This window comes from Streptomyces sp. NPDC058662 (assembly GCF_042716255.1).
In the GTDB taxonomy this organism is placed as follows: Bacteria; Actinomycetota; Actinomycetes; order Streptomycetales; family Streptomycetaceae; genus Streptomyces.
Genome location: NZ_JBHXRU010000170.1, coordinates 1 through 7,843, shown reverse-complemented (window position 1 = coordinate 7,843; position 7,843 = coordinate 1). Strand labels below are relative to the sequence as shown.

Genomic DNA, 7,843 nt, shown 5'->3' with positions numbered 1-7,843 from the left:
GAAATGCCGGGCCCGGCCGGGCCGGGTGGTGGGGGTGGGGTGTCCGCCGCGGCGGGCGGCGGGGCTGGGAGGGGTGCGCGCGGTGGGGCGGGGCGGTGGTGCCACCAGTGGGGGAAGGGGTGGGGGGAGAGGGGGGGTAGGGGGCGGGTGCGGGTGAGGCCCGGGACGGGGAGGATACGGGCCAGGGCGTTCGCCGGGCGGGTGGCGCGCAGGGCCGCGATCAGGCGGAGCCAGGTGGGCAGGCCGCCCAGGGTGTAGTGGGAGAGCGGGCGCAGCCGGCCCGCCCAGTGCCGGTGCAGGAACTCCGCCTTGTACGCGGCCATGTCCACGCCCACCGGGCAGTCGCTGCGGCACCCCTTGCAGCCCAGGCACAGGTCCAGCGCCTCCGCGACCTCCGCCGAGCGCCAGCCGTCGGTGACGACCTCCCCGGCCAGCATCTCGTGCAGCAGCCGCGCCCGGCCGCGCGTGGAGTGCCGTTCCTCGCCCGTGGCGCGGTACGACGGGCACATCACCCCCGGCCCGCCCGTCGCCTCCGTCCGGCACTTGGCGACCCCGACGCACTTCGCGACCTCCCCCGCGAACGCGGTGGCCGGCAGCACGGCGAAGCGCAGGTTCTCGTCCAGCCGCGCCGGCCGGGCCAGGATCCCGGGGTTCATCCCGCCCGCCGGGTCCCACACGTCCTTGTACGCGCCGAAGAGCCGGACCACCTCCGCCCCGTACATCCGCGGCAGCAGCTCCGCCCGCGCCTGCCCGTCCCCGTGCTCGCCCGACAGCGATCCGCCGTGGGAGACCACCAGGTCGGCCAGTTCCTCCGAGAAGGCGCGGAAGCGGGCCACCCCGGACGGCGACACCAGGTCGAAGTCGATCCGTACGTGGACGCAGCCCTCCCCGAAGTGCCCGTACGGGGACCCGCGCAGCCCGTGCGCCGCCAGCAGTGCCCGGAACTCCCGCAGGTACGCCCCCAGCCGGGCCGGGGGTACCGCGCAGTCCTCCCACCCCGGCCAGGCCATCGACCCGTCGGGCATCCGCGTCGCCGTCCCCGCCGCGTCCTCGCGCACGCGCCACAGGGCCCGCTGCTCCGCCGCACCGGTGACCACCACCGCGTCGAGCGCGTCGGCGCCCCGCACGAGGGAGCGCGCCCCGCCCTCGTCCCGCATCTCCACGAACAGCCAGGCCCCGCCCCGCGGCAGCCCCGTCACCCCCGCGACCAGGTCCCGCGCCATCCCCTCCACGGTGAACGGTCCGTACGGCAGCAGTCCGGCGGCCGCGTCGGCCGCCGCGCTCTCGTCCGGGTACCCGAGCACCGCGAGCACCGGCGCGCGCGGCGCCTCCACCAGGCGCACCACGGCCTCGGTCACCACTCCGAGCGTGCCCTCGCTCCCGCAGAAGGCCCGCGCGAGGCCGGCGCCGCGCTCGGGCAGCAGGGCGTCCAGGGCGTAGCCCGAGATCCGCCGGGAGAAGCGCGCGGCCGAGAGCGGCGCCGCCATCCCGGTCCGCAGCGTCGCGAGGTTCCCGGCGACGAGCTCGCGCAGGCCCTCGGGAGCGCCCGCCCAGCCGGTGGACAGGCGGTACGCGGTGCCCCCGTAGGCCGTCACCGCCAGTTCGGCCACGTTGTCCGCCGTGGTCCCCCAGGCCACCGAGTGGGCGCCGCACGCGTTGTTGCCGATCATCCCGCCGAGCGTGCAGCGGGAGTGCGTCGAGGGGTCGGGCCCGAAGGTGAGCCCGTACGGCCGCACGGCGTCGCGGAGCCGGTCGAGGACCAGCCCGGGCTGGACGACAGCGGTGCGCGCGTCCGGGTCCACCGACACGAGGGCGTTCATGTGCCGGGTGAGGTCGAGCACGACACCCACCCCCGTCGCCTGGCCCGCGATGGAGGTTCCGCCGCCGCGCGGGACGACCGGGACACCGGCCTCGGCGCACAGCCGCAGCGCGGCGGCCACGTCGTCGGCGCCGCGCGGGGTCACCACGCCCATCGGGACACGCCGGTAGTTGGAAGCGTCCATGGTGGCCAGGGCGCGGGCGGCGACACCGAAGTCGACCCCGCCGCGCAGCTCCGCCCGCAGGGCCCGCTCCAACTCCGCCCCGGGACCCCGCCCCGTGCCGCGGGCCCGCTCCCGTTCCGGGCCCGGACCGCGCCCCCGTCCCGTACCGCTTCCCGTACCGCGTCCGGCCGCACGGCCGCCCGCGCCCTCGCGTTCCCCTGGAGACGTCACCCGCCCACCCTGCCACCCGGCCGCCGCACGCGCCCGCGTCTCACCCGGTGGACTGGGGTCCAACCCCCGGACCTGGACCGGATACGCTCGGCTCGTGGCTGAGATCCAGATTCCCGCTGACATCAAGCCCGCCGACGGACGCTTCGGCGCGGGCCCCTCCAAGGTGCGGACCGAGGCGCTGGACGCCCTCGCCGCCACCGGTACCTCCCTGCTCGGAACCTCGCACCGCCAGGCCCCGGTCAAGAACCTGGTCGGCTCGGTGCGCCAGGGTGTCCGGGACCTCTTCTCCCTGCCCGAGGGCTACGAGGTGATCCTGGGCAACGGCGGCTCCACCGCCTTCTGGGACATCGCGACCCACGGACTGATCGAGCAGAAGTCCCAGCACCTCACCTTCGGCGAGTTCTCCTCCAAGTTCGCCAAGGCCGCCAAGCTCGCCCCGTGGCTGGACGCGCCGACGGTGATCTCCTCGGAGCCCGGTACGCACCCCGAGCCGCGGGCCGAAGCGGGCGTGGACGTCTACGCGTACACCCACAACGAGACCTCGACGGGTGTCGCCGCGCCGCTCAAGCACGTCGCGGGCGCCGACGCCGGGTCCCTCGTCCTGGTGGACGCGACCTCGGGCGCCGGCGGTCTGCCGGTGGACATCACCGAGACCGACGTCTACTACTTCGCCCCGCAGAAGTCCTTCGCCTCGGACGGCGGCCTGTGGCTGGCCGCGTTCTCCCCGGCCGCCCTGGAGCGCGCGCAGCGCGTGCACGCCTCGGGCCGGCACATCCCGGAGTTCTTCTCCCTGCCGACGGCGATCGACAACTCGCTGAAGAACCAGACGTACAACACCCCCGCGCTGTCGACCCTCTTCCTGCTGAACGAGCAGCTGGAGTGGCTCAACGGCCAGGGCGGCCTGGAGTTCGCGACGGGCCGTACGTCGGCCAGCGCGCGCAACCTGTACGGCTGGGCGGAGGCGTCGAAGTACGCGACCCCCTTCGTCGTGGACGCCGACAAGCGCTCGGCCGTCATCGGCACGATCGACTTCTCCGACGACATCGACGCGGCGGCCGTCGCCAAGGTGCTGCGCGCCAACGGCATCGTGGACACCGAGCCGTACCGCAAGCTCGGCCGCAACCAGCTGCGCGTCGCGATGTTCCCGGCGGTCGACCCGGCGGACGTGCAGGCGCTGACCGCCTGCATCGACTACGTGATCGAGAAGCTCTAGCTCCGGGGCCGGCCCGCGCCGGCTCCGACCCGAGCCCCGAGCCCCGAGCCCCCGGTGACCTTCCGTCACCGGGGGCTCCGCCGTTCCCCCGCGCGTGGTGTTCACCCACCTCACGGCCGGGGGACGGCTCCGTACGCGGTACCGTCAGCGGGTTCGGGGCAGGTGAGGCCCCGACGATCTTGTAGGCAGCACAGCTTGGAGGCAGCGGCGTGAGCGTGCGAGTGACGGCGGCACAGGACGGCGTGGACCCCTTCGGCACGGCCCGGCTGCGGCGCGGGGTGCTCGACGCCTGGGGCGCGGGTCCGGCCCGGTTCCGCGAGGACGCCAACGCCGAGGAGGACCTCGCGCTCGGCGGGTACCGCGACCGCCTCGTCGTCGAACTGGCGCAGAACGCGGCGGACGCGGCCGCCCGGGCCGAGGTGCCCGGCCGGCTGCGCCTCACCCTGCACGCGGGTGACGGCGGTCCCGGCGGCGCCGTGCTCGCCGTCGCCAACACCGGTGCCCCGCTGGACGCGACGGGCGTGGAGTCGCTGAGCACCCTGCGGGCCTCCGCCAAGCGGGAGCCCGCCGCGGCCGCCGCCCCGACCGTCCGTCCCGCCGGCGCCGGTGCCGGTGCCAGTGCCAGTGCCAGTGCCGCCACGAGCGTCGGCCGTTTCGGCGTCGGCTTCGCGGCCGTCCTCGCGGTGTCCGACGAGCCGGCCGTCCTGGGCCGGCACGGCGGGGTCCGCTGGTCCCTGGCCGAGGCCCGCGAGCTGGCCCGGGGCGCCGCCGTCGGCAGCCCCGGCCTCGGCGACGAGCTGCGCCGCCGCGACGGCCACGTCCCGCTGCTCCGCCTCCCGCTGCCCGCCGAGGGCACCGCCCCCGACGGCTACGACACCGTCGTGGTCCTGCCGCTGCGCGACGCAGCCGCCGAGGACCTCGCGGAGCGGCTGCTGGCCGGCATCGACGACGCGCTGCTGCTGACCCTGCCCGGGCTGCGCGAGATCGTCGTGGAGACCCCGGCGGGGGGCGTCCGGACACTGCTGCGCCGGGACGAGGGCCCGTACACCGTCATCGAGGACTCGCAGACGGGTACGAACCGCTGGCGCACCGTCCGCCACGGCGGCCCCATCGAGCGCGCCCTCCTCGCCGACCGGCCCGTCGAGGAGCGGCTGCGGCCCGCCTGGGCGGTGTCCTGGGCCGTCCCCGTCGACACCGACGGCGCCCCGGTCCGCCCCGCCACCGCGCCCGTGGTGCACGCCCCCACCCCCACCGACGAGCCGCTGGGCATCCCCGCGCTCCTCATCGCGACGCTGCCGCTGGACACGGCCCGCCGCCATCCCGCGCCCGGGCCGCTGACCGACTTCCTCGTGGAGCGCGCGGCCGACGCGTACGCCGAACTCCTGGGCGCCTGGGACCCGGTGAGCACCGCTCTCGTGGACCTGGTCCCCGGCCCGCTCGGCAAGGGCGAGCTGGACGGCGCCCTGCGCGCGGCCGTCCTGCGGCGGCTTCCCCGCACGGCGTTCCTGGCGCCCGCCGCGCCGCCCGAGCACCCGGAGGAGCGCGCCGCGCTGCGCCCCTTCGAGGCCGAGGTCGTGGAGGGCGCGGGCGCCGACACCGTACGGGTACTGGCCGAGGTACTGCCCACGCTGCTCCCGGCCGGCCTGGAACGCCGCGCCGAGCTGCGCACCCTGGGCGTGGGCCGGCTCCCGCTCGGCGACGCCATCGAGCGGATCGCCGGCATCGAGCGGACCCCCGACTGGTGGCACCGGCTCTACGACAGCCTCGCCGGGGTGGACCCCGACCGGCTGTCCGGGCTGCCCGTGCCGCTGGCCGACGGCCGCACCGCGATCGGCCCCCGGCACCTGCTGCTCCCGGGCGTGGACACGCCGGTGAGCCTGGCCCGGCTCGGGCTGAAGGTGGCCCACCCGGACGCCGCGCACCCTCTGCTGGAGAAGCTCGGGGCGCTCCCGGCCACCCCCCGCGCGGTCCTGACGACCCCGCAGGTGCGGGCGGCCGTCGCGGCCTCCCTGGACGCCGGCGAGATCTGGGACGAGGACGCCCTCGACCCGGAGGAGCTCGCCGACGTGGTCCTGGGCCTGGTCCGCGACGCCGACCTCTCCCCCGGCGACGAGCCGTGGCTGGGCGCGCTGGCGCTTCCGGACGAGGACGGGGAACCGACCCCGGCCGGCGAACTGCTGCTGCCGGGTTCGGCGCTGGCCTCCGTCATCCGGGAGGACGAGATCCCGTACGTGGACGCCGAGCTGGCCGAGCGCTGGGGCGCCGGCCCGCTCACCGCCTGCGGCGTCCTGGCCGAGTTCCAGCTGGTCCGCGCCACGGACGTGGTGCTCGACCCGGACGAACTGGAACCCCGCGAGGGGGACTTCGCCGAGCCGGACGACGCGGGCCTGCTGGACGCGGTGGACGTCTGGTGCGAGGACGTACTGGACCAGCTGCCGGAGCTTCCCGTACCGCCGGTGGCGACCGAGCTCGTCGCCGTCCGCGACCTGGACCTGGTCGACGACGACTGCTGGCCGCAGGCCCTGGCGATGCTCGCGCGCCCGCCGCTGCGCGACGCGCTGACCCAGCCCGTCCGGATCCTGCTGCCGGACGGCACCACCACGTCCGTGCGCCCGTACACCGCGTGGTGGCTGCGCGACCACCCCGTGCTCGACGGGCGCCGCCCCGCGGGCCTGCGCGCGGCGGGCGGGGATCCGCTGCTGGCCGGCCTCTACACCTCGGCGGACGCCACCGGATTCGAGGACGAGCAGGTGCTGCGGGCACTCGGCGTACGGACCAGCGTGTCCGCCCTGCTGGACGAGCCCGGCGGCGCGGCCGAGCTGCTGGGCCGGCTCGCCGACCCGGACCGCGAGGTGACGGCCGGCCGGCTGCACGGGCTCTACGGGGCGCTGGCGGACCTGGATCCCGAGCAGGTCACCCTGCCCGACGAGCTGCGCGCGGTGGTGGACGGCGAGGTGCTGGTGGTGGACGCCGCGGACGCGGTCATCGTGGACGCCCCGGACCTGCTGCCGCTGACGGCGGGCCTGCCGCTGCTGCCCGTCGCGCCGTCCCGGGCGGCGGAGCTCGCGGAGCTGCTCCAGGTCCGCCGCCTCTCGGAGACGGTCCCGGCGGAGGTCAGCACGCCCGGTACGGAGCACGAGGTGCCGGAGTCGGTGCTGCTCCTGCTGGGCCCGGCCGCCCCGCGCACGTACGTGGAGCACGAGGAGCTGATCGCCGGGGGCGTCGAGCTGGACTGGCGCCGCACCCCGGACGGCACCCTGCACGCCTCCACCCTGGAGGGGGTGGCGGCCGGGCTGGCGTGGGCGGCGGGTCAGTGGCCCCGCCGGTTCGAGGTGGCGGCCCTGCTGGAGGACCCGTCGCGGACGGCGGAGCTGGCCCGCGACCGCTGGTTCGACTGACGTCGCTCCGCGCCGGGCCCGCCCGTCCGCGGGACCGGCGTCAGGCGCCGAGGAGTTCGAGCAGGGCGCGCACGGAGTCCAGGACGGGCTGGCCGATCGCGCCCACCGTGGCGGCGATACCCGCGACGGCCACCAGGGCGCGGCGCCGCGCCTCGGGAGCCACGTCGGGGTCGGCGGTGATGGCCGGCAGGGACTCGTCGAGGTACTGCGCGGACTGCGGCGGCAGCTGCGCGTGCAGCTCCCCGATGAGCACGACCAGTTCCCTGATCGCCCGCTCCAGACCGGGATCGGCGGCCGGGGCGGCGGGCGCCGTGTGGTGGTTGACCATGCCGGTGTTGCCCTGGCCGCCGTGCATGTTGACGACGTTGCCGAAGTTGTAGCTGTCGCCGGTCATCCGTTCGCCATCCCCGTGTTGCCGCTGCCGCCGTACATGTTCACGGTATCGCCGAAGTAGTAGTTCCTGGGGTTGCTGATCGTCAGTGCCTCGACCTGGACCCGGAGTTCGGTGTCCGGGTTCTCGATGGCGTGGGCGATCCGCCTGACAAGCCGGTCGAGTTCCGCGGGGCGGCCCGTGACGAGCGCGGTGGACACGCCGTTCGTCTCCACGGCCATGACGTGGTGCGGTCGCGCGATCACCACGACGGTCATCTCCACGGCGAAGGCGAGCAGGGCGATCACGGCCACCGCCCAGACGAACCGGACCGTGTCCGCGCTCGCCTGCCGCTGGAGGAAGCCGCCGATACCGCCCAGCAGGGTGAAGCCGAGGGCCACCATGAGGGTGATGCCCGCCCGTCGCACGAAGGCGGACACGGCTTCCGCCCGGCGCGGATGGAGGACGAAGGTGTACACACGGGCGATGTTGTGGAGCGGGTAGGCGGCGCCGCCCACCCACAGCAGCCGCTTGGTGACGGCCAGTTCGAGCACGGGCCGGGGGCCCGGTGTCGGCGCCTCGGCGGGGGGCCGCTCCCAGGGCCGGCGCGGAGGACCGGACGGCGGGGCGGGCTCCCGCGCCGCGCGGG

At 76.2% G+C, this 7,843-nt stretch carries 5 protein-coding genes; 2 read left to right on the top strand and 3 right to left on the bottom strand.

What is annotated here, in order from left to right; translation table 11 throughout:
• Window positions 1-2,075 (bottom strand): FAD-binding and (Fe-S)-binding domain-containing protein (locus tag ACFWUQ_RS30620; RefSeq protein ID WP_384544523.1); only part of this gene is annotated, 2,075 nt, incomplete at its 3' end.
• A 232-nt stretch (window positions 2,076-2,307) separates the two neighbouring features.
• Between ACFWUQ_RS30620 and serC the strand changes: the two genes are divergently transcribed.
• On the top strand, window positions 2,308-3,426 hold the full coding sequence (gene serC, locus ACFWUQ_RS30615; RefSeq protein WP_384544519.1) for a phosphoserine transaminase: 1,119 nt from the start codon (window positions 2,308-2,310) through the stop codon (window positions 3,424-3,426).
• Between the two features lie 215 nt (window positions 3,427-3,641).
• A complete protein-coding gene (locus ACFWUQ_RS30610) occupies window positions 3,642-6,824 on the top strand; it encodes a molecular chaperone Hsp90 (RefSeq protein WP_384544521.1) in 3,183 nt (1,060 codons plus the stop codon).
• A gap of 40 nt (window positions 6,825-6,864) precedes the next feature.
• Here the strand turns inward: ACFWUQ_RS30610 and ACFWUQ_RS30605 are convergent, their stop codons facing one another.
• Complete coding sequence (locus tag ACFWUQ_RS30605) at window positions 6,865-7,218, bottom strand: hypothetical protein (protein WP_384544518.1); 354 nt, start codon at window positions 7,216-7,218, stop codon at window positions 6,865-6,867.
• A partial coding sequence (locus ACFWUQ_RS30600) for a DUF6232 family protein (RefSeq protein ID WP_384544516.1) occupies window positions 7,215-7,843 on the bottom strand: 629 nt, incomplete at its 5' end. The genes ACFWUQ_RS30605 and ACFWUQ_RS30600, both read right to left, overlap by 4 nt.

What these genes read in the sequence shown, in the direction of transcription:
- ACFWUQ_RS30605 (WP_384544518.1), bottom strand. Translation starts at nt 7,218, where the DNA reads ATGACCGGCGACAGCTACAACTTCGGCAACGTCGTCAACATGCACGGC.